Below are 22,190 nucleotides of genomic sequence, written 5' to 3'. Positions count from 1 at the left end.
TTCGGATCATGTTCTTACTATGAGCGGCACCAGCCCTTCATGGCGGTCGGCCAGGAAAGCGACGACCCGGTCGCCGACGCGCTGGAAGGTGAGATCGACGACCCGGTCGCCGACGCCCAGGTGCCGCAGTGTCAGCGTGTCGATGCCGATCGGCAGCCTGGGGCGGCCAACGCGAATCTCACCCTCCCAGCCGTCGATCTCCAGGCCAAGACAGGCCTGCATCAACATGAAAGCGGAGCCCGCCGACCACGCTTGCGGCAGGCAGGCGACGGGATAGGCGATGGGTGCTTCGCCCGGCGCACGTGTAAAACCGCAGAACAGTTCGGGCAGCCGCATGTTGAAATGGACCGCGGATTCGAACGTGCCGCTCATCAGGCGAACCACGCTTTCGCGCTCGCCATAGCGCGCCAGCCCGGCACCGCAAAGGGCGGTATCGTGCGGCCAGATCGAGCCATTGTGGTACGACATCGGATTGAAGAACACGGCATCGTCGGCGAGCGTCCGCAGTCCCCAGCCCGAATGGAAGGAGGCGGAAAGCAGCTGGTCAGCCACCATCTGGGCCCGCGCCGGCTCAGGCAATCCGACAAAGAGCAGATGCCCCGCATTCGAGGTCCGCACCTTGCAGGGCTCGCCGGCACCGTCGATTGCCAGCGCATAGAAGCCGAGATCGTCAAGCCAGAAATCCCGTTCCACGGCAACCCGCATCGCTTCGGCGCGATCATCCCAGTGGTCGGCCCTGTCGTTCTCGCCCCGGCGACGGGCAAGTGCCGCCAGCCCCCGGAAGGCGGCAAAGACGTAGCCCTGCACTTCGACAAGGGCGATCGGGCCCTTGGGAATGCGGCCATCGGCATGGAAGACCGAATCGAAACTGTCCTTCCATCCCTGGTTGGCGAGGCCGGACTCGGCCGCTCGCTGGTAAGTCACAAATCCGGTCTCCCGGCCCGCCTCCTCCGTCCATTCGGCCGCGGCGCACAGCGACGGCCACAAGCCGTCGATGAACGCCATGTCACCGGTACGATCGGCGTAGGCACAGGCAAGATAGATGTAGAGCGGTGTCGTATCGACGCCACCGTAGTAGCGGCCGAAGGGAAGCTCCCGCAGCGCCACCATTTCGCCCTTGCGGGTCTCGTGCATGATCTTGCCCGGCTGGGAATCGCTGAACGGCGATGTCTCGGTCGCCTGATGCTGGGCCAGAAAGGCCAGCACGCCCCGCGCCAGGCCCGGATTGAGCCACAGCATCTGCAGCGCCGAAATGACGCCATCGCGGCCGAACGCCGTCGAGAACCAGGGGATGCCGGCATAGGGATAGGGGCCGGTCGCCAGCTCGGTGGTCAGCAACGCGACATCGGCGCGGGCGCGCTCGACCCAGTCGTTGAAGACACGGCCCGAGCTGCGCACCGTCGCGCCATGGCGACGTTTGGCCCGCATGCCAAAGCGGGCGCGGGCGGCAGCGGCGCGGAACCGGTCGCGGTCGGGCTTGTCGGCCACCTCGGGACCGACCTCGACATAAAGCACCTTCCTGCTACGCTTGGTCACGGCGATCAGGAAATCGGCACGGTTGGCACTCAGTTGGTCCGGCACCTGCGAGAACGATATCGCCGAGAGGCGGGCCAGGCCATCGAGCCCATCATAGCGCAGCAGGACCGACGTCGCGTTTGTTTCGGCGGCATGGGCCAGCCCGCGCTTCGGCCGTGTCGAGCCACGCACTTCGAACATGTCGCGGAAATCGGCGGAATAGTGCAGGGAAACGCTGATCGTCGAGTGTTCCCGGCTGTAATTGGAAAGGGTGATGCGTTCAAACAGCCTGTCCTGCCAAAGCAGTCTGACGCGTTCGATGTGAATGGCTCCCTGCGGGATGTCGCGTCCACCGGCGCTCTGTATCGGCAGATTGGTCAAATTGGTGGTGAACAGCACATTGTCCTGGCTGAGCGAGGCGCCGAGCAGAGATGTCTGCCTGCCGCCGACGGTCAGCCGGAACTCGGAAAGAACCCGCGTGTCGTCGCGAAAGAAACCGTCGCCGGCGCCACGTATGTCGCCATAGGCGTCGGCAACGGCGAAGCAATCGCCCTGCTTGAGCGCAAACAACCGATGCGGCTCGCGAGGGGCGGTGGCGTCGAGCGATGCAAGCGCGACCGCAGGATCGAGCTGGCGCTCATCGAGTTGGGCCATTCGTCACAGATCCCTGTTGTTTCGTTGCCGTGACTTGAGCACGTCGCCGCTCAAGACGCCTTCGCCGTGCTCGGGACGCCGATCAGGCCCGCATAGGCGGCCAGATAGTCGCCGGCCATTCTTCGGGCGGAGAACCGCTTTTCGAAAACGGCCCTCACCTTTCGCCTGTCGAGTTGCAGCAAGTCCGGCACCGCAGCGACCGCGCTATCCATTGTGTCAGCGATAAAACCGGTGACGCCTTGATCGATGATCTCCGGCAGCGCACCGCAACTCCAGCCGATGACCGGTGTGCCGCAGGCCATTGCCTCGATAGCGGCAAGGCCGAACGGCTCCGGCCAGTCGATCGGGAACAGCAGGCCTGCCGCCTTGCCGAGAAATTCCGCCTTCTGGTTTTCCTCGATCTCACCGACATAGACAACGCGATCGCCATCGATCAAAGGCTCGACCACCTCACGGAAATAGGCGCGATCGTCGTCGCCGATCTTTGCCGCGAGCTTGAGCTTGAGCCCCGAACGCAAGGCGATCTCGATGGCGCGATCCGGGCGCTTGTCGCGTGAGAACCGGCCGAGGAAGGCAAGGTAGGGTTCTTCGGCGGCCGTCTCGAACGTCGGTTCGTAGAGAGCAGTCGGCAATCCGTGATGGATCGTCGCCAACCAGTTGGCGTTGGCAAGGCCCGCCTTCTGGCTGTGCGAAATGGAAATCAGGGGAAAGCGCGGGAACCTTTCATAGGCCGGCGCCAGGTCGACATAATCCAGCCTGCCATGCGGCGTCGTCACCGTCCGCTCCGCAATATCCTCAAAGAAGGAAAAATGCAGGAAGTGGCTGAGGTGGAAGTGGATGACGTCGAACTCCGACGCCCGTTCCCTCACCTGCGCAAGCATCGAAAGATGCGCCGCGATCTCGGATTTGAGCGGACGCGGATCGAGGCGCAACGCGCGTTCCCGGCTGGGTACCAGCTTCGCGGAGGTCTGGCTGTCGCCACTGGCAAACAGCGTCACCTCATGACCCAGATCGACCAGCGCTTCGGTCAGATACGAGACGATGCGCTCGGTGCCGCCATAGAGCCTTGGCGGCACCGATTCATAAAGCGGCGCGACATGGGCGATTTTCATATTTCATCCTGGATGCTGGGCATGCAGGTGTGAAATGCGTCAACGGCTCGATTGGTTCCGATTTTATGGTCGAGCCGTCGGCACCAGAGGCCGCAGTCGGCATGGAACTGTGCGTCAAACGGATTGCGCGATCAGGGTCAGAAAGCCACCGCTCAGGGCAACATTCCCGACGAAGCCATTGATGCGGGACGCACGGTCCGGACCCTGATGGTCCCAGAAATTGTGGAACATCGGCGTGGCGACGATGAGGAACAGCAGCAGCACCGTGGCCGCGAGTGCCGTCCACAATCCTGCGATGACCAGCACACCGGCGGCGACCTGAAGCACGATACCAGTCCACAGTGCCAACCGCGCCTGCGGCACACCGCGCGCGGCCATCAGCTGGGTCAGGAAGGCCGCGTTCTGGATGTTGCGCAGGCCGGCGAAAACGAAGGCGCCGCCGAGCAGCAAGCGAGCGAGAAACAACAAGGTCGAAGGCAAATCCGCAGGCATCAAACTCTCCCCTTTAAAGGTTTAAGGCAGTGGGAGCGCGCTCTCCACGGCGCTCCCAACATGATTGGACAATCAGGCGGCCTTGGCCGCCGGCATCGGATGTATGGCTTGGAACGGGATGCACAGCCGGTTCCAGGTGTTGATCATGCCGAGCGCAACGGACAGCTTGACCAGCTCCTCTTCTGAGAAATGCTCCAGCGTACGTGCATAAAGTTGGTCCGGCACGCCGTTGTTGGCGATCAGGGTGACGGCTTCGGTCCAGGCCAAAGCCGCGCGTTCACGCTCCGAGAACAGCGGCGATTCCTTCCAGGCTGAAACCAGATAGAGCCGCTGCTCGGTCTCGCCGTCGCGCCTGGCCTCGCGGCTGTGCATCTCGACGCAGAACGAGCAGCCATTGATCTGCGAAGCCCTGAGCTTGATCAGGTGCAGCAGGCTCACCTCGAGCCCGCATTCGTCCACCGCCTTGTTGAGCGCCGACACCGCCTTCATGATCTCCGGCGCCTTGGCGAAAAATTGCAGCCTCTGTTTCATCGTCTCGTCCTTTCACGTCTGCTTGGGTTTTGAGGTTTTGGGGTTAACTGGATTTCTGCGGCCGCTGGTGGCGCTCGACAAAGGCGCAGCTCGCAGCAAGCGACCTGGGATCGCCTTCTGCCGCATAGGTGGCCACGATATCGGACAGCTTGGTCTCGGCGAGCGCGGCGCGATAGGCGCGTTCGGCCTTCAGCATCGCGGCGTTGATGCCGCAGGGTTTCACATAGGCCGACGCATCGAGCTTCACCGGACCGCGCTGGCGGATCTCGCCGCAGCGGAAGGCCGGCTCGCGGCCCTCGACGGCCAGCACGATGTCGAGCAGCGTGATGCGCTCGGCTGGCCGCGCCAGCCGATAGCCACCGGCAGGCCCGGGCACCGATTCCAGGACGCGCGCCGCGCTCAGCATGTTGAGATGCTTGAGCAGATAGCTCGGCGAAAGGCCAAAGGCCTCGGCGAGAGCGGCGCCCGGCATGGTGCTATTGCCTTCCACACTGGCCAGCGTGGCGGCGCAATGGATGGCTGCTTCAACACCCTCGCCCAGCTTCATCGAACAGGTTCCTTATTCATGGATACATACTATCGTGGATAATTCTTATCTGCAATAGGAAAATGAAAAACGGCGCTCGAAAGCGCCGATTTTCTCTTGGGGGTAGTTCCTACTCCGCAGCCACCTTGGCCATCGGGTTGTTCGGGTGCGTGGTCCAGTTGGCGTAGACCGGCGATACCGGCCTGCCGGTGCGCTGGTCCATCACACCGGCTGCCAGCGGCTCCATGGTAATGCAGTTCTCGACCGGGCAGACATTGACGCAGAGATTGCAGCCGACACACTCGGCCTCGATGACCTCGAAGTGCCTGACGCCGTCGACCATGCTGGTGATCGCCTGGTGCGAAGTGTCCTCGCAGGCGATGTGGCAGCGGCCGCACTTGATGCAGGCATCCTGGTCGATATGCGCCTTGGCGACGTAGTTCAGGTTGAGATACTGCCAATCGGTGACATTGGGCGTGGCGCGGCCGACGATGTCGTCGAGCGAGGCGTGCCCCTTCTCGTCCATCCAGTTTTCCAGGCCCGCGATCATCTCCTGCACGATCTTGAAGCCGTAGGTCATCGCCGCCGTGCAGACCTGCACATTGCCGGCGCCAAGCGCCATGAATTCGGCCGCGTCACGCCAGGTGGTGATGCCGCCGATGCCGGAGATCGGCAGGCCCTGCGTTTCCGGATCGCGCGCGATCTCGGCCACCATGTTCATGGCGATCGGCTTTACCGCCGGCCCGCAATAGCCGCCATGCGAGCCCTTGCCGTCGATGGTCGGCTGCGGCGCGAAGCTGTCGAGATCGACACCAGTGATCGAATTGATGGTGTTGATCAGCGACACCGCGTCGGTGCCGCCGGCATGTGCTGCGCGCGCGGGCTTGCGCACATCGGTGATGTTGGGCGTCAGCTTGGTGATGACGGGCATACGGGTGTTCTGCTTGCACCAGCGCACTACCATTTCGATATATTCCGGCACCTGGCCGACGGCGGCGCCCATGCCGCGTTCCGACATGCCGTGCGGACAGCCGAAATTGAGCTCGATGCCGTCGGCTTCGGTCTCCTCGACCACCGGCAGGATCGCCTTCCAGGCTTCCTCGACGCAGGGCACCATCAGCGAGACGACGATGGCGCGGTCGGGCCAGTCCTTCTTGACCTGCTTGATCTCGCGCAAATTGACCTGCAGGTCGCGGTCGGTGATCAGTTCGATGTTGTTGAGGCCGAGCAGGCGGCGGTCGGCGCCCCAGATCGCGCCGTAGCGCGGACCGTTGACGTTGACCACCGGTGGGCCCTCCTCGCCCAGCGTCTTCCACACCACGCCGCCCCAGCCGGCCTTGAAGGCGCGGATGACGTTGTAGGCCTTGTCGGTCGGCGGCGCCGAGGCCAGCCAGAACGGATTGGGCGACTTGATGCCGACGAAATTGTTTCTGATATCCGCCATGCTCATGCCCTCCCGTTCGAGGTCAGTGCCCGATTGATGCTCTCCGCAGCGTCGCGTCCCTGCGCGACCGCCGAGACGGTCAGGTCGTCGCCACCGAAGATGCAGTCGCCACCGGCCCAGACCTTGGCAAGCGACGTGCGCCCTTCCGAATCCACCTTGATGCGGCCGGCTTCGAGGTCGATCGATGCACCGCTGCCGTTGAGGGCGGCCGGGACAAAACTCTGGCCAATCGCCTTGAACACCTGGTCGGCAACGAGCGTCAGCGTCTCGCCGGTGCCGGCAAGCCTGTCGCCGTTGAGGGCGGTGTATTCGAGTTCGACGGCAGTGACCTTGCCGCTCTCGGCGATCACCCGCTTCGGCTGCAGCCAGTGACGGATGCTGACGCCATTGGCAGCGGCCAGATCCTGCTCGAACTCAGACGCATTCATGTGCTCCTGGCCGCGCCGGTAGCAGATCGTCACCTCCTCGGCGCCGAGCAGCTTCGACTGTACCGCGGCGTCGATGGCCGTCATGCCGCCACCGATGACGACGACGCGGCGACCAACCGGCAGGCCGGAAAGGTCGCTGGCCTGGCGCAGCTCGGCAATGAACTCGACCGCGTTGATGACGCCGTCAGCGTCCTCGCCATCGGCACGCAGCGCATTGACACCGCCAAGGCCCATGCCGAGAAACACCGCGTCGTAATTGCGGATCAGATCCGACAGCTGATAGTCGCGGCCGAGCGCCTTGCCGTTCTGGATGTCGATACCGCCGATCGCGGTCACGTAGTCGACTTCGGCCTGGGCGAAATCGTCGACGCTCTTGTAGGCGGCGATGCCGTATTCGTTGAGGCCGCCGGCCTTCGCGCGCGCCTCCAGGATGGTCACGTCATGGCCGTGGCGGGCGAGCCGGTGCGCGGCGGCAAGGCCGGCCGGCCCGGCGCCGACCACGGCGACCGTCTTGCCGGTCGGCTCGGCGCGCGGATAAAACTGCTTGTTCTCGCCCATGGCGACGTCGGTGGCGTAGCGCTGCAGGCGGCCGATCTGCACCGGCTTGCCTTCCGCCACCTCGCGCACGCAGACTTCCTCGCACAGCGTCTCGGTCGGGCAGACGCGGGCGCACATGCCGCCCAATATGTTCTGGTCGAAGATGGTCTTGGCCGAACCGATCGGATTGCCGGTCGAGATCTGGCGGATGAACAGCGGAATGTCGATCGAGGTCGGGCATGCATTCATGCACGGCGCGTCGTAGCAGAAATAGCAGCGATCGGATTCGACCAGCGCCTCGTGGTGATCGAGCGGCGGATGCAGGTCGGAAAAATTATCCGCATACTGGTCGGCCGAGAGCCTGCCGCCCGCAATGCCTTCCCTGAATTGGCCTTCTGGCATCGTCAGTTCCCCATGTTTTCTTTTGGAGAAGGCTAGCACGTTTTATTTTTTTATCAATTGGTCAATTTTCGACGCAAGTCACTGAAAAGGCTCGGCAATAACATGATTTTTTTACTCATATTATTGCGACTGCGGTCGGGCTTGCAGTGCGAGCGAAAGGCCAGGCTCAAGCTTGCGGCCATGGATGGCCCTGACCTCCTGCGCCACCAATTCCTGCAATCGCCACAGATTGCGGTCGCGGATGCCGAATGCTTCGAGATGGCTGACCGTGTTGTAGAGATATTCGGCGCCGGATCCGATATGCCCGCAGGCTCTGGCCAGCACGCTCGCCACTCTGTCCAGCGGCTGGTTCAGCGACGTTCCCCTGCCCTTCACGCCGACCCAGAAGCCGAGCGCGCGCAGCTTACCCTGCGGCGTATGCACCGGCAGCCAGCGAACCGTCTCGATGCTTTCATGGTCGCTGATCTCGCGCCGCAGCAGCTTTTCGATCTGCGCCGGCTTCTCACCCTCCGGCAAGCGATAGATCACGCCGTTGCAGCGCCCGCCCCGCTCGAGCGCCATCATCAACCCAGGCTGCTCGGCGCTGCCGCGCCAGCGCACCATGTCGAGGCAGAAGGAGCGGTGCCAGCCGAAGGCGGTGGCGAGCTGTTGCTCGACCGACTCGAATTCCGGCTTCCAGATCAGCGACCCATAGGCGAACACCCATAACGGTCCCTCATCGGCTTCATTGGACAGTCGCGAGGCGAGGGTTCGAAAGTCCTCGTCGTTCATGTCTGTCCAGCTCGGGTCCGGACCGGGATCGGCCTCTTCCCGATGGCACAGTGCGACAAGCTCGGGCGTGAGCGACATCAAGCGCATGGACGACAACCCCTCATCACCGCAGAGAAATCGAAAACCGCTGGATGCGCAATCAGGGAACGCTTGGCACACACACCCATTGTTGTCCGGGCGGTGTCGGATTTCCGTCGTGAGGATCGTCCTATGATGGACGACGATCGATCCATGAAAGGTGAGGAGACCGAAAATGCCAAAAACCCCGATGCCCTTCTTCTGGTACGAATTGATGACATCAGATCTCGACGCCGCCGAGGCGTTCTACACCCAAGTGGTCGGCTGGACGGCGCAGCCCTTCGATAAGGCACCCGGCATGCCGCGCTACATCGTCATGAATGTCGGCGAACGTGGCGTCGGCGGCCTGATGACCTTGCCCGAGGATGCCGCCAAGATGGGCATGCCGCCTGCCTGGCTCGGCTATATCCACACCAGGGATGTCGATGCCGCAACTGCATCGCTGGAGAAAGCCGGCGGCACCGTTCACCGCCAGCCCGACGACATTCCGGGCGTCGGCCGCTTTGCCGTCGTCGCCGATCCGCAAGGCGCGACCTTCATGTTCCTGCAGCCGAACGGTCCCGACCAGCCTGTCGTGCCGGCCAGCACACCGGGCCACATCGGCTGGCACGAGCTTTACACGTCGGACTGGAAAGCCGCGTTCGATTTCTATTCCGACCAGTTCGGCTGGGTCGACGCCGGCGATTTCGACATGGGCCCGATGGGCACGTACCAGACTTTTACGGCCGGCCCCGAATCCGGCGGCGGCATCATGAACAAGCCCGCGCAGATCCCGGTCCCGGTCTGGCAATTCTACTTCAACGTTGCGGCCATCGACGCGGCGGCCAAACGGGTCACCGACAATGGCGGCAAGATCCTGATGGGGCCGATGGAGGTCCCCGGCGGCAGTTGGATCGTGCAGTGCCAGGACCCGCAAGGCGCGCACTTCGCCTTGATGGCGCCAGTCCGCTGACGGCGATCGAACACCGCTGACACAAAGTGCGGGCTTTCATCGGACCACCGATGAAGGCCTCTCCCCCTGCCTGGCGCCGCCTCATTCCGGCGCCAGCACCGCAACCTTCAACTCAGCTTTTTTCGCGCCGCTGAACTGGACGGTGGCCGGGCCGGGCGCAAGCTTGAAGCGCACGCTCTTGCGGATGCCAGGGCATGTTTTCACGCCACTATAGCCCGCCGACTTGATGGCCTGGCCATCCTGGATGACATCGATCCAGGCCTCCCCCGACAGACTTATCTGGATGGCTCCCTCGGATGGCACCTCCACGCTGGCGACGGCCCCGAAACTGTCTGATGCCGGCGCACGTTCGGGCGCTACCGCAAAACCGGCTTTCTCTACCGGCACCAGCGCCAGGTCCGCAGCCGCACCAACCGCCAGTGCCGCTCCGGACGGCGTTGCCGGTGCCGCGGCAAACAGGGTCTGCTCCCGCGTCACGGGCCACTTGAAGGCCTCACAGCCGGCGTCCTCGGCCATGGCAAAGCTGGTGCCTGCAAGAATTGCGAAGAGGCTGATGGCGACTTTTTTCATGGCAAAGGGAACCCACATTTCTAGAGTGGCCGCACTAATACAACCACAACGATAGAAATGCAACCTTTGCGGGAAAAATATGAAGGGTCAAGCTGGGGACATTTTCAATCACCGATTGTTGACGCCAGGCCATGGGAAGTGAATGGTCCATTCCTGGGCGATAATCTATGGCCGGACGGATTGAAAATGGAGTCATTATGAAGCTTTTCGAAAGCCTCTCCAGATACCAGCCGCAGGCGCTCGGCGTGTTGCGCATCATGACCGCGCTGCAGTTCATCGAGCATGGCAGCCAGAAACTGTTCAACTTCCCCGTCAGCGTCGATCCCCACGCCCTTTCCGGGCTGACCACGACTGCCGCCATCCTCGAATTCGCCGGCGGCATCCTGCTCGCGCTGGGCCTGTTCACGCGACCGGTGGCATTCCTTCTGGCCGGCGAAATGGCGATCGCCTATTTCATGGCGCACATGCCGCGCGACTTCTTCCCGGTCAACAATGGCGGCGATTCGGCGATCTCGTTCTGCTTCATCTTCCTCTATCTGGTGTTTGCCGGCGCCGGCGCTTTCGCGCTGGACAGCCGCCGCAGCGCCTGACGCCAGAAAGAGGATGCGGGCCTGGTGCATGTCGCCCAAAAGTGCCCGGCGGTCTTGGGACAACGACATCCACAAAACAGGAATCTGAAGCGCATCGGCGAAGCCGAAGCGCTTCAAGCACGCATCCGTTCGAAATTGGCGTCGAACAGCGGCACCGCCTGAATGCGCGCCGCATGGCGCTTGCCCAGCAGCTCGATCTCGAAGCCGTCGCTCTCATCAGCGATCTCCTTCGGCACATAGCCGACGGCGACGGATTTCTTCGAATGATGCGCATAGCCGCCCGACGTCACCCAGCCGCGCACCGCACCATCGAACCAGATCGGCTCATCGCCAATGACATCGGCATCGTCGGCATCGACGATAAAAGCGCGCAGGCGCAATTTGCCGCCCTGCCTGAGCTCGGCCAGCGCCGCGGCCTTGCCTATGAAATCGGCGTCCTTGCCGTAAGCAACGAAGCGGTCGAGCCCCGCTTCCAGCGGCCCGTAGATCGGCCGGTACTCGCGCCCCCATGAGCCGTAATTCTTGTCCAGCCGCAGCGCATTGAGGGCGCGCGAGCCGAACAGGCCGATGCCGAATTCCCCGCCCGCCGCCATCAGTGCTTGATAGGCGGCGCGCTGGTATTCCGGCGCCACCCAGATCTCGTAGCCGAGATCGCCGGTATAGCTCACACGGCCGACCAGGCACGGCGCCATGCCGATATCCATCCGGCCAATGGCCATGAAGGAAAAGGCCGCATTGGAGACATCCGAGCGCGTCGCCTTTGCCAGCACATCCCGCGCCTTCGGGCCTGCGATCGACAGACCGGTGAGCTTCGCGCCCAGCGCCTCGATGCGGACCGATCCATCGTCAGGCAGGTGCTTCTCGAACCAGCGCATATGGTATTGCTCGGCGATGCCGGAGCCGGCGAGGAACCAGCCCTCGCTTCCGAGATTGGCGAGGGTGAAATCGCCGATCAGTCTGCCGTCTTCCTTCAGCATCGGCGCCAGCGTCATGCGGTCGGGCTTGGGCAGTTTGCAGGCAAGCATCCGGTCGAGCCAAGCGGCCGCTCCCTCACCCGTCACCTTGTATTTGGCGAAGCTCGAAATCTCCGACAGGCCGACACCGTCGCGAACTGTGGCGACCTCCTTGGCGACCTGCGTGAAATCGCTCGAGCGGCGCCAGGAGAATTCGTCCTTGACGCCTTCCGGCGCGTACCACAGCGGCACTTCCAGCCCATAGGCAACGCCCCATTGCGCACCCTTGGCCGACAGCAGGTCGTAGACCGGCGTCGTCTTCAGCGGCCGCCCGGCGGGCAGCTCCTCATTGGGGAAGCGGATCGAAAAGCGCCTGGAATAATTCTCGCGCACCTTGGCGTTGGTATAGGCCATCGTCGCCCAGTCGCCGTAGCGCGCGACATCCATCGCCCAGATGTCGGCGCCGGGATCGCCCTCGATCATCCAGTTCGACAAAGCGAGGCCGACGCCGCCGCCTTGCGAAAACCCGGCCATGACACCGCAGGCGACCCAGAAGCCCGGCAGCCCGCGCACCGGCCCGACCAATGGGTTGCCGTCGGGCGCGAAGGTGAAAGGCCCGTTGATGATCTGCTTGATGCCCGTGTTCTGGAAGGCCGGGAAATGGCGGAAGCCGACCTCAAGCGACGGCGCGATGCGGTCGATGTCGGGCGCCAGCAATTCATGGCCGAAATTCCATGGCGTCTGGTATTCGGACCATGGCTTGTTGGCCTTTTCGTAAGTGCCCATCAGCATGCCGCCGCGCTCCTGGCGCAGGTAAAGCTCGCCATCGAAGTCGACCGCGTGGATGATCTCGGTGCCGGTCTTGGCGTTCCAGGCGGCGACCTCCGGCATATCCTCGGTGATCAGGTACATGTGCTCCATGGCCAGCACCGGCAGTTCGAGGCCGACCATGCGGCCGACCTCGCGCGCCCACAGGCCGCCGGCGTTGACGACATGCTCGGCCACCACCTCGCCCTTGTTGGTGATGACCCGCCACAGCCCGTCAGGGCGCCGCACGATGTCCTCGACCTTGGTGAAACGCTCCACTTCCGCCCCAAGTTTCCGCGCGGCCTTGGCATAGGCGTGGGTGACGCCGGAGGGATCGAGATGGCCGTCCTCTTTGTTCCTGACCGCGCCGACGAACTGCTTGGGATCGAGCAGCGGCATCAGTTCGGCCGCTTCGTTGGGCGAGATCTCCTCGAGCTCTATGCCGAGATAGCGGCCCTTGGCGACGACGCCGCGCAGCCAGTCGAGCCGCGCCTCGGTCGCTGCCAGAAGCACGCCACCGGTCAGATGCACGCCGGTCGCCTGGCCGGAAAGCTCCTCGATCTCCTTGTAGAGATTGATCGTGTATTTCTGCAGCTTGGCGACGTTGGGGTCGCCATTGATGGTGTGCATGCCCCCGGCCGCGTGCCAGGTCGAGCCTGAGGTCAGCTCGTCGCGCTCCAGCAGGACAACATCGGTCCAGCCGTGGCGGGCGAGATGGAACAACACGGAGCATCCGACGACGCCACCGCCAATGACCACGACCTTTGCATGCGATTTCATGGATTTTTTCTCTGATATCAGTGAGTTGAATGGGTGAATGGATTCAAGCTGGGAACGATCACGGCTCGCCCTGCCCGATCGCTTCCTTGCGCCTGGCCATGTAAGCCTCTAGCGCCTCGCGCACGGCGATATCCATCACCGGCTCGACATAGTCCTCCAGCGCCTTCTTCCACAGCCGCGTCGCGCGTGCCGTGGCGTCGAGGCCGCCGGCTTCCTGCCAGGCTTCGTAATTCTGCCAGTTGGACAGCATCGGCTGGTAGAAGGCAGTGGCGTAGCGCTCCAGCGTGTGCGGCTCGCCGAAGAAATGCCCACCGGTTGGCACCGCACCCAAAGCCTCGACGGCGAGTTCCGCCTCATTGACTTCGATCGGGCGCAAGAACTCCATCATATGCTGGATCATCTCGACATCGATGATGAGTTTTTCGAACGACGCCGTCAGCCCGCCCTCCTGCCAGCCGGCGGCGTGGTAGACGAGGTTGCCGTGGCCGAGCACCGCGCCCCACAGCGCCATCAGCGTCTCATAGGCGCCCTGCGCGTCGGCGGCATTGGAAGCCGAGCCTGGCGTCGTGCGGTAGGGCAGCCCGTAGCGCCGCGCCAGTTGCCCTGACGCAATGTTGGCCTTGGTGTTCTCAGGCGTGCCGAAGGCCGGCGCGCCCGACTTCATGTCGACATTGGAGGTGAAGGCGCCATACATGACCGGCGCGCCCGGACGGACAAGCTGCGTCAGCACGACGCCGAACAGCGCCTCGGCATTCTGCTGCGCCAGCGCCCCGGCCAGCGTCACCGGGCTCATCGCCCCCATCAGCGTGAACGGCGTCACCGCCACCGACTGGCCGAACTCGGCCATGGTCATCAGGCCTTCGGCCATCATCTCGTCGAAGCGGCGCGGCGAGTTGACCGAGATGATCGTGGTGATGCCGGGATCGTCGCGCATCTGGTCGAGCGTCAGCCCACGCGAAATCGCCATCATCTCGATGCCGTCCAATGCCCTGCCCCGGCCGATCGCCGAGACATGGAAACTCTTGTCGGTCAGCGTCAGATTGGTGAAATAAGTGTCGAGATGGCGGGAGTTTGCCGGCAGCTCCACCGGCGCGCAGACCTGGTTGCCCAGCATGTGGATGCAGTTGAAATGCTGCGCCAGCCGTGTGAGATCCGAATAGTCGCGCAAATTGCCGGCGCGGCGGCCGCGCTCCATGTCATGGACATTGGGCGGCCCGGCAACGAGGGTGAAATTGATGGTGTTGCCGCCCAGATGAACCGCGTTGGCCGGGTTGCGCGGCGTCAACACATAGCTGGGCTGCGTGGTCTTCAGCACGTCTTCGATCAGGCCGCGATCGATGCGGACAATCGCTGAGGCATGATCGACCCTGGCGCCGGCCTTCTCGAACAGCGACAGCGCGCGCGGACTCATCACCTCGATGCCGAAATTCTCCAATATGTGCATCGACGCCTGATGGATCTGCTCGATCTGATCGGGCGACAGCATGGCCATTGGCGGATAGGGATTGGTCACCCGCCTGAGCGGCAGTTGCGGAATGGCCGATGGCCCCCGATTGCTGGTGCGCTCGGCGCCGCGTTTGCGTCTTGGTTCGTTCATGCCTGGCATCAAAGCCCCGGCAAACCAGGCAAGCTGTCATAAATACGCCGTTTGCGGGCGTGATTTTAGCCACGGCGGCATTTCTGCAGTATCCATTTAGAGAACACGACGAAATATGTCGGATTGTTGATATGGGATTTCCTCGAGCGACCGCTCGGGCGAAGCGTTAATGGACGCTGCAAGATTCCCTTTATGATTTCGGCCTATTGCTCTGCCGATGCGTAGTTCGAGTTTTAGTAAAATTGGTGCGGTTTGCGTGCTGCTGGCGCTTTCGGCCTGCGCCACGCCGCCCAATCACATCAACAATGTTTGCGCCGTCTTCGACCAGAATGACGGCTGGTTCGACAACTGGCAGTCTGCCGCCGAGCGCACCCAACAGAAATATGGCATCCCCGTTCCCGTACTGATGGCGACGGTCCGCAAGGAATCGGGCTTCAAGAGCAATGCAAGGCCGCCGCGTACCAAGCTGCTCGGCTTCATTCCGTGGAAGCACGTCTCCACAGCCACCGGCTTTTCGCAGGCGCTGGACGGCACCTGGTCGCAATATCAGCGCGAGACCGGCAATTGGGCGGCGCGGCGGACGAAATTCGCCGATGCGGTCGATTTCGTCGGCTGGTATCATTCCAAGACATCTGACACCTACGGCGTCGCCCGCAACGACACCTACAATCTCTACCTTGCCTACTATCTCGGCTGGACCGCCTATGGCCGCGGCAACAGGGGCGATGCCGGTGTGCAGGGCTATGCCCGGGCCACCGACAAGATGGCGCGGGACTATGCCCAGCAGTTGAGCGAGTGCGGGAACTGATCTTGCCGCATCGTTGATCTCGATCTTCGGACGGTCAGCTCGGCCTTTTGCCGCGCGGACGCTTTGGTGGCGTGCCAGCAAAACCGGGGCCATCGCCATGCGACGCGTCGTCCGGCATACCTTCGTGCGCGGCGTGTTCCTTGTCGAACTTGATCACGGGCTCCATCTTGGCCAGCACGTCGTCGGAGAGCCAGCACAGGCTCATATGACCGTCGCCGAGATGCTTGACCGGCGGCACCTTGGTCTCGCAGAGATTGTCCGGCACCAGCTTCTTGTAGCCGCAACGGGTTTGGAACGGACAGCCGGATGGCGGGTTCATCGCCGACGGGATGTCGCCTTCCAGCACGATGTGCTTCTTCACGACACTCGTGTCGGCGATCGGGATCGCCGACAGCAGCGCCTCCGTATAGGGATGATAGGGCGGTGCGAAGATCTGGTCGGTCGTGCCTTGCTCGACGATGTAGCCGAGATACATGACGACGACGCGGTCGGCGATGTAGCGAACGACGGACAGATCGTGGCTGATAAACAGCATCGTCGTCTTGTTCTTGCGCTGGATGTCCATCAGCAGTTCGGTCACCGCCGCCTGCACCGACACGTCCAATGCCGAGACCGGCTCGTCGGCCACCACCACCTTGGCGTCACCGGCAAAGGCTCGCGCCACGCCGATGCGCTGCTTCTGGCCGCCCGAAAGCTGACGCGGCTTGCGGGTTTCGAATGCCCGCGGCAGCTTCACCAGGTCGAGCAGCTCCAGCATGCGCTTGCGGCGATCGGCAACCGTCTTGCCGACATTGAACTTCTCCAGCGTGCGGATGATCTGCGAACCGACCGAATGGCTGGGATTGAGCGTGTCGAACGGATTCTGGAACACCATCTGGATCGACGACACCGTGTCGACGCTCCGTTTGTCGATGCCCGTCGATTGGATTTCCGTGTTGCCCAGCGTCACCGTGCCGGCACTTGCCGTCTCCAGCCCGAGCAGCACCTTGGCCAGCGTCGACTTTCCGCAGCCGGATTCGCCGACGATGGCGACCGTCTCGGATTCGCGCGCCATGAACGAGATCGTCTCGTTGGCCTTGACGACGCGGCCCTCGCTCGAGCCGAACACCTCGCTGCCGCCGACCCTGTAATATTTTCTGAGGTCCTCGATCTTGAGCACCGGCGCGCCGGGCATGACGCGCTCATTGACCTTCTTGGCACCGGGTGGCAGCGCTTCCCAGTCGATCTCGTTGAAGCGCACGCAGCGCGAGAAATGGCCTTCGTGACCAGCGACCTCGATCATCGGGATTTCGGCGGCGTTGCAGACACCCTCGACGAAATGGTGGCAGCGAGGGCCGAAATTGCAGCCCTTGGGCCGCTCGTGCGGCAGCGGCAGCTGTCCGGGGATGGAGATCAGCGGCCGTGAGTTCTTGTCGGCGCCCGGCAGCGGGATCGAGCGGAAAAGCCCCTGCGTATAGGGGTGGCGCATCCGGTCGAACACGTCCTTGATCTTGCCGGTCTCCACCGCTTCGCCCGAATACATCACGGTGATGCGATCGCAGGTTTCCAGGATCAGGCCGAGATTGTGCGACACGAAGATCATCGACGTGCCGAACTTTTCGCCCAGCCCCTTGACCAGATCGACGATGCCCGCCTCCACCGTCACGTCGAGCGCCGTCGTCGGCTCGTCGAGCAAAAGCAGCGCCGGCTTCGACAGCAGCGCCATGGCAATGACGATGCGCTGCTGCTGGCCGCCGGAGAGCTGGTGCGGATAGGAGCGCATCATACGCTCGGGATCGGGCAATTTGACCGAGCGCACCATATCGAGGGCGCGTTTATAGGCCTCTTCCTTCGACACCTTGTCGTGGATCAGCGGCACTTCCATCAGCTGCTGGCCGACTTTCATCGCCGGGTTCAAGCTCGCCATCGGCTCCTGGTAGATCATGGCGATCTTGTTGCCGCGGATGGAACGCAACTCCTCGTCGGAGAGTTCGCCCATGTCCTTGCCCTGGAACTTGATCTTGCCGCCGACGATCTTCCCGATGTTGGAGAGGTCGCGCATGATGCCGAGCGACACGGTCGACTTGCCGCAGCCGGATTCGCCGACGATGCCCATCGCCTCGCCCGGCATGACGGTGCAGGAAAAATCCATGACGGCCGGTATCTCGCCCTTGCGGGTGAAGAAGGAGATCGACAGGTTCTCGATCTCGATGATCGGCCCTTTGGTTGGCCCGGGGGTCGGCTTGGCGGGATTTCGAACTGCCTCGTTCATGGGTCGCTCCAATCCTGGTTCTTCCAGACCTGTTTCTCTCAGGCCCATCGGGTCGAAACCCGCGACATCAGTCTTTCATCGATTGTTCGCGCAGCGAGTCGGCGAGCAGGTTCAAGCCCAGCACGAACGACATCAGTGCGATGGTCGGCGGCAGCGCCGGATGGATGAAGGAGCGCAGCAGGCGGCTGGCGTCCTTGATCGCGGTGCCCCAGTCCGGGCTTTCCGGCGCCAGGCCAAGGCCGAAATAACCGAGCGTGCCGAGCAGGATGGTGGTGTAGCCGATGCGCAGGCAGGCATCGACGATCAGTGGCCCGCGCGCATTGGGCAGGATCTCCCACAGCATGATGTACCAGGGCGATTCACCGCGCGTCTGCGCCGCCGCCACATAATCGCGCGTCTTGATGTCCATCACCAGGCCACGCACGATGCGGAACACGCCGGGGCTGGAGGCGAACACCACCGCCACGAAGATGTTGAGCTGGTTTGGATCGATATGGACGATGTGCAGCGGGTCCTTATCGAACACAAGGCCGAGATAGATCCAGCCACCGAGGATCAGGGTGATGCCGAGCAGGATGTAAAGCCGGTCGGGCCGATTCTTGTAGCGGGTCCAGAACAGCACGCTGAAGAAGATGATCGGGAACAGGAAGAAGACGCCGGCCATGCCATAGGGGATCGGCGTGTCCATGATGCCCGGCGTCACCAAGAGGTAGAACAGCAGGATCACCGGGAAGGCGAGCACAAGGTTGGCCAGGAACGACAGCACGGTGTCGATCTTGCCGCCGTAATAGCCGGCGGGCAGGCCGAGCGTGATGCCGACCATCAGCGCGAAGCCGGTCGCGGCAGGCGCGATGATCAGCACGATCTGGCTGCCATAGACCATGCGCGAAAACACGTCGCGCGCCAGCTTGTCGCCGCCGAACAGATAGGTCAGTCCCGACTGCGGTTCGACGGCGCCCGGCAGCACGTCCTTCATGATCGGAATCTGGGCCAGCGGATCGAAGGGCGATATGGTCGCGGCGAAGATCGCCGTGAACAGCCAGAACAGGCAGATGCCGACGCCGACGATGCCGACACCGCTGTCGAACAGCTGGCCGTAGAGCGCCAGCTTCTTCTTGTAGGCGAAGCTCGCGCCCATGACGATGACGAGCGCGATCCAGACCGGCCAGAAGCGCGACAGCACTTCGAAAACGACGGTGAAGCCACTGATGTATTGAACCGGCATCGGCTTCGCTCCCTACTGAACTCTGATACGCGGATTGAGAAATGCGTAGCCCACATCGGAAATGAGCTGCGTGATCAAGACGATGAACACCGAGACCAGCGAGCAGCCGAGCAAAAGGTCGATATCGTTGTTGCCGGCCGCCTCGACCAGCGTGTAGCCGAAGCCCTGGTAGCGGAACATCACCTCGACGATGACGACGCCGGTGAGCAGCCAAGGGAATTGCAGCATGATGACGGTGAACGGTGCGATCAGCGCGTTGCGCAAGGCATGTTTGACCACCACGCTGCCGAAGGAGAGACCCTTCAACCGCGCGGTACGGATATATTGCTGCGTCATCACTTCGACCATCGAAGCTCGCGTCATGCGGGCGATATAGCCGATGCCGTAGATCGCCAGCGTCATCACCGGCAGTGTGAAATTGTAGAAGGTGATGCCCTGGCTGGCCGAAGCCGCCGAGCCGTTCAGCCAGCCTAGCCATGAGGCGAAGATGACGGTGAAGATGACGCCCGACACATATTCAGGCGTCGCCGTCGAGGCGATCGACGCCACGGACAGCACCCGGTCGGTTCGCGACCCCTCACGCATGCCGGCCAGAATGCCGATCAGCAGCGAGATCGGCACCATCACCGCCAGCACCCAGAACATCAGGATGCCGGTAGCGCCGAGTGCCGGAAACAGTTTTGAGGCGACGGTCGCCTTGAACTTGGTCGAGCAGCCGAAATCGCCCTGGAAAACGCCGGCAAAGGTCGGCACTAGCGGATCGTTGCAGAAGGAGAAACGCTGCGCCGGCTTACCGGTCGCCGGGTCGGTTACCGGCTGCTTGGGCAAGACGCCAAGCCACTGGCCGTAGCGGACGAAGAAGTTCTGCCGGTAGCCATGGTTGACCAGCCAGCTCTCGAGCTGCTCGGCCGACGTATGCATTTCGGTCTGGCTGATCGCCAGCTTCTTCAGATTGGGTTCGAGGTTGATCAGGAAGAAGACGACCATGGTCAGGCACAGCATCGTCAATGCCATGGTGCCAAGACGCCTGATAACGAAGGAAAGCATGGCGGCCCCCTGCCGATGGGTTGGGGTTTGAGCCGGCTATGAAAGCCAACCCTGCCGTGACCGGCGGGGCTGGCTGTCAAACAGGCCTTCGGATGCGATCAACCCTGTTTTTGTTGCATGGCCTTGCCCGCGAGTCCGCAACTTTTTTGAGAATGTGCGGACCAGCAGGGACGGACAATGCAAAGAGCGAGGGAAGGGAGCGAGCCCCTTCCCTCCATGTCGATGCGATATCAAGCCTGGTCGAGCCAGACCTTGCCGTAGTCGCGCTCGAAGGTCGGGTGCATCTTATAGTTCTGCACCGCCTTCACCGAGTGGCTGTAGAGCTTGCGCCAGTACGGCTGGATCATGATGCCGGAATCCTGCAGGATCTGCTCGATGTCCTTCATCATGTCCTTGCGCTTGGCGGCGTCGGCAACGGCGAGCGCCGCATTGAGCTTGGCATCCCAGTCCGGATTCGACCAGCCGGCCTCGTTCCAGGCCTCGCCGGTGCGATAGGCGATGGCCAGAACCTGGACGCCGAGCGGACGCATGTTCCAGTTGGTCATCGACAGCGGATACTTCGTCCAGTCGTTCCAGAACGTCGAACCCGGCAAAACGGTGCGCTTCACCTTGATGCCGGCGTCGCGCAGCTGGGCGGCGATCGCATCGCCGGTGTTCTTGTGCCAGTCTTCGTCGACGGTGATCAGCTCGTGTTCGAAGTCGGCTTGGCCGGCTTCCGCCATCAGCGCCTTCGCCTTGGCCGGATCACGGGCAACCTTGGGCAGCTCGTAATATTCCGGATGGATCGAGCAGACATGGTGGTTTTCGGCGACCGAGCCGGCATTGCCGTAGCCGAGCTGCAAGACGACATTGTTGTCGACCGCAAGCTGCAGCGCGTTGCGCACCTTCTGGTCGCCATAGGGCTTGTTGTTGACGTTGGTGCGGCAGACGATGGTCGACGCGGTGACGATTTCCGACTTCACCAGGTCCATGCCGTCGAGGATCGACACATAGTCGGCCGAAGTCTCGAAGTTGGTGTGCACTTCGCCGGCCTCGAAAGCGCTGACCATGGCTGCCGGATCGGTGCCGTAGTCGATGAATTCCAGGCCATCGAGGAACACTTCGCCGTCCCACCACTTGTCATCGGTGCGGCGCTTGTAGACCACCTTCTGACCGACATCGTAGGAGACGAGTTCGAACGGACCGGTGCCGATCGGGCAGGCCTTGAAGTCGCCGCCCTTCTCATCGAAGGTCTTGTGGACGATCAGCCCGGGATAGTCGCACATGTTCGGAATCAGCGCGATGTCCGGCTTGCTGAGCTTAAGCACGACCGTGTGGTCGTCCGGCTTGGTCACGGCGCTTTCGTCGAGCTTGTCGTCCTTGACCAGCGAGCCGAGACGGCCGGGCATGGAATTGCCTTCGGCTTTCTTGTCAGCCCAGCGCTTCAGGTTGAAGATGACGTCATCGGCGGTGAAGGCATCGCCATTCGACCAGGTGACGCCCTTGCGCACATGCAGCGTATACTGCGTGGCGTCGTCGTTGACGTCCCAGCTTTCCAGCAGATAGGGGCGAAACGTGTATTCGGAGGTGTACTTGACCAGCGGCTCCAGCGCCTGGCGCTCGGCATTGGCGATTTCCGACCAGTCGGCCTTGCGCGGGTCCTTGGGATCTTTGATCCACTGGGCGATCTTCAGCGTGCCGCCCTTCTTGCCCTTTACCTCTTCGGCCTTCGCCGGCGTCGGATCGGCGAGGCCGAGCAAGCCGTAAGCCATTGCCGTCGATGCGCCGAAGACGCTGGCCATGGCCAGGAATTCGCGGCGGTCCACCTTGCCTGCCTTGGCTTCTTCGGCCATGGCCAGGATGTGATCCGGAACGCGATCGCCATTACTCTTATAAATTGTCATGACTTAACTCCCATTGTTGGCTTTCCGCCTTTTAACATTCCGCATCCAGGCCATGATGTCAAAGACGGCGTGGATTGAGAACATGTTAGGGAATGTGCAACTTTGAAAGGGGAGCGGTTCGCGTGATAACGACAGTCTTGGCGCAAATTTGCTACTGTCCGACGGATTCTTCTGGAATCGCGATAGTCGATTAAACTGAGACATTTACTCTGGCCCGCACAGCACCAGAATCGATCC

General features: G+C 62.6%; 18 protein-coding genes. 3 read left to right on the top strand and 15 right to left on the bottom strand.

The genetic code is table 11. The features are described 5' to 3' along the window. Positions 1-6 precede the first annotated feature (6 nt). From MESCI_RS15560 to MESCI_RS15525, 8 genes are all read right to left on the bottom strand, one after another. Positions 7-2,169 carry an amylo-alpha-1,6-glucosidase gene (locus tag MESCI_RS15560; RefSeq protein ID WP_013530899.1) on the bottom strand — a complete coding sequence of 721 codons (2,163 nt, stop codon included), beginning with the start codon at positions 2,167-2,169 and terminating at the stop codon, positions 7-9. Positions 2,170-2,219: 50 nt separating this feature from the next. Continuing rightward, positions 2,220-3,281, bottom strand: a complete 1,062-nt coding sequence (locus MESCI_RS15555; protein WP_013530898.1) for a glycosyltransferase family 4 protein — start codon at positions 3,279-3,281, stop codon at positions 2,220-2,222. A 114-nt stretch (positions 3,282-3,395) separates the two neighbouring features. After that, the gene (locus MESCI_RS15550) at positions 3,396-3,773 is read right to left on the bottom strand and encodes a DoxX family protein (RefSeq protein WP_013530897.1); all 378 of its coding nucleotides are present in this window, start codon (positions 3,771-3,773) and stop codon (positions 3,396-3,398) included. Between the two features lie 72 nt (positions 3,774-3,845). Continuing rightward, positions 3,846-4,304 carry a carboxymuconolactone decarboxylase family protein gene (locus MESCI_RS15545; protein WP_013530896.1) on the bottom strand — a complete coding sequence of 153 codons (459 nt, stop codon included), beginning with the start codon at positions 4,302-4,304 and terminating at the stop codon, positions 3,846-3,848. A gap of 43 nt (positions 4,305-4,347) precedes the next feature. After that, positions 4,348-4,851, bottom strand: a complete 504-nt coding sequence (locus tag MESCI_RS15540; protein WP_013530895.1) for an RrF2 family transcriptional regulator — start codon at positions 4,849-4,851, stop codon at positions 4,348-4,350. 109 nt (positions 4,852-4,960) lie between these two features. Further along, positions 4,961-6,274 (bottom strand): NAD-dependent dihydropyrimidine dehydrogenase subunit PreA, encoded by a 1,314-nt coding sequence (gene preA / locus MESCI_RS15535; RefSeq protein ID WP_013530894.1) that lies wholly within the window; start codon positions 6,272-6,274, stop codon positions 4,961-4,963. 2 nt (positions 6,275-6,276) lie between these two features. Further along, the gene (locus MESCI_RS15530; RefSeq protein WP_013530893.1) at positions 6,277-7,641 is read right to left on the bottom strand and encodes an NAD(P)-dependent oxidoreductase; all 1,365 of its coding nucleotides are present in this window, start codon (positions 7,639-7,641) and stop codon (positions 6,277-6,279) included. Positions 7,642-7,761: 120 nt separating this feature from the next. Beyond that, complete coding sequence (locus MESCI_RS15525) at positions 7,762-8,499, bottom strand: gamma-glutamylcyclotransferase (protein ID WP_013530892.1); 738 nt, start codon at positions 8,497-8,499, stop codon at positions 7,762-7,764. Positions 8,500-8,665: 166 nt separating this feature from the next. On the opposite strand from MESCI_RS15525, the gene MESCI_RS15520 reads away from it, so the two are divergent. Continuing rightward, positions 8,666-9,442: a VOC family protein gene (locus tag MESCI_RS15520; RefSeq protein ID WP_013530891.1), complete on the top strand. Its 777-nt coding sequence runs from the start codon at positions 8,666-8,668 to the stop codon at positions 9,440-9,442. A gap of 81 nt (positions 9,443-9,523) precedes the next feature. On the opposite strand, the gene MESCI_RS15515 is transcribed toward MESCI_RS15520, so the two are convergent. Beyond that, a complete protein-coding gene (locus MESCI_RS15515; RefSeq protein ID WP_013530890.1) occupies positions 9,524-10,030 on the bottom strand; it encodes a hypothetical protein in 507 nt (168 codons plus the stop codon). Positions 10,031-10,209: 179 nt separating this feature from the next. On the opposite strand from MESCI_RS15515, the gene MESCI_RS15510 reads away from it, so the two are divergent. Beyond that, positions 10,210-10,602, top strand: coding sequence for a DoxX family protein (locus MESCI_RS15510; protein ID WP_013530889.1), 393 nt, complete (start codon positions 10,210-10,212; stop codon positions 10,600-10,602). A 113-nt stretch (positions 10,603-10,715) separates the two neighbouring features. On the opposite strand, the gene MESCI_RS15505 is transcribed toward MESCI_RS15510, so the two are convergent. Further along, the gene (locus MESCI_RS15505) at positions 10,716-13,142 is read right to left on the bottom strand and encodes a GcvT family protein (protein ID WP_013530888.1); all 2,427 of its coding nucleotides are present in this window, start codon (positions 13,140-13,142) and stop codon (positions 10,716-10,718) included. A gap of 58 nt (positions 13,143-13,200) precedes the next feature. Then, positions 13,201-14,739, bottom strand: a complete 1,539-nt coding sequence (locus tag MESCI_RS15500) for a trimethylamine methyltransferase family protein (RefSeq protein WP_164919917.1) — start codon at positions 14,737-14,739, stop codon at positions 13,201-13,203. A gap of 217 nt (positions 14,740-14,956) precedes the next feature. Here MESCI_RS15500 and MESCI_RS15495 point away from each other — a divergent pair, with 217 nt between their 5' ends. Then, complete coding sequence (locus MESCI_RS15495) at positions 14,957-15,547, top strand: transglycosylase SLT domain-containing protein (RefSeq protein ID WP_013530886.1); 591 nt, start codon at positions 14,957-14,959, stop codon at positions 15,545-15,547. Between the two features lie 34 nt (positions 15,548-15,581). On the opposite strand, the gene MESCI_RS15490 is transcribed toward MESCI_RS15495, so the two are convergent. From MESCI_RS15490 to MESCI_RS15475, 4 genes are all read right to left on the bottom strand, one after another. After that, complete coding sequence (locus tag MESCI_RS15490) at positions 15,582-17,798, bottom strand: dipeptide ABC transporter ATP-binding protein (protein WP_013530885.1); 2,217 nt, start codon at positions 17,796-17,798, stop codon at positions 15,582-15,584. Between the two features lie 67 nt (positions 17,799-17,865). Next, entirely contained in the window at positions 17,866-19,023 is a 1,158-nt protein-coding gene (locus tag MESCI_RS15485; protein WP_013530884.1) for an ABC transporter permease, read from the bottom strand. A 12-nt stretch (positions 19,024-19,035) separates the two neighbouring features. Further along, positions 19,036-20,070: an ABC transporter permease gene (locus MESCI_RS15480; protein WP_013530883.1), complete on the bottom strand. Its 1,035-nt coding sequence runs from the start codon at positions 20,068-20,070 to the stop codon at positions 19,036-19,038. Between the two features lie 230 nt (positions 20,071-20,300). Then, a complete protein-coding gene (locus MESCI_RS15475; RefSeq protein WP_013530882.1) occupies positions 20,301-21,953 on the bottom strand; it encodes an ABC transporter substrate-binding protein in 1,653 nt (550 codons plus the stop codon). Positions 21,954-22,190: the final 237 nt, after the last annotated feature.

It is taken from the genome of Mesorhizobium ciceri biovar biserrulae WSM1271, from assembly GCF_000185905.1.
In the GTDB taxonomy this organism is placed as follows: Bacteria; Pseudomonadota; Alphaproteobacteria; order Rhizobiales; family Rhizobiaceae; genus Mesorhizobium; species Mesorhizobium ciceri.
Note: the sequence above shows the minus strand (reverse complement) of the source record. Positions and strands in the feature narration are given on the sequence as shown.